This is a genomic window from Furfurilactobacillus curtus (assembly GCF_045862785.1).
Classification (GTDB): domain Bacteria; phylum Bacillota; class Bacilli; order Lactobacillales; family Lactobacillaceae; genus Furfurilactobacillus; species Furfurilactobacillus curtus.
In genome coordinates this window covers 1-350 of record NZ_BQXO01000085.1, presented here as the reverse complement: position 1 = coordinate 350, position 350 = coordinate 1, and the positions used below count along the sequence as shown (strand labels likewise).

General features: G+C 44.0%; 1 pseudogene. It reads right to left on the bottom strand.

The annotated features are described in order from the left end of the window. Nucleotides 1-306, bottom strand: a pseudogene (locus tag ACKTR2_RS10575) (conjugal transfer protein TrbL family protein); the annotation flags it as partial. Nucleotides 307-350: the final 44 nt, after the last annotated feature.

The window sequence follows — 350 nt, the reverse complement described above, 5'->3', positions numbered from 1 at the left end:
CGGGATCACGGCCGCTGATTTAATCCCGTCCATGATGATATTAGCCCAAGTAACATCGGTACTTTCATCTGCCTCTTTTAGAATTGTCATCACAATGCGGCCAAGGACGACCACGACGACTAACGATGTCGCAAAGGACAGGAAGATGGCATACCACGTTTTAACAACTGGCAAGCTTTGATTGGCTTGGTCAATAATGGCCTTGCAGATGTTGAATAAGCCGTCCAACAAACCATACAGTGCCCATTCAAAAAACTTAGCAATCGCTCCCTGAACCAGTCCTGAAATATCACCTAAAACAAACATATCTATCACTTCCTTTTTTGCAATTCAAAGCTTCCTAATCCGTC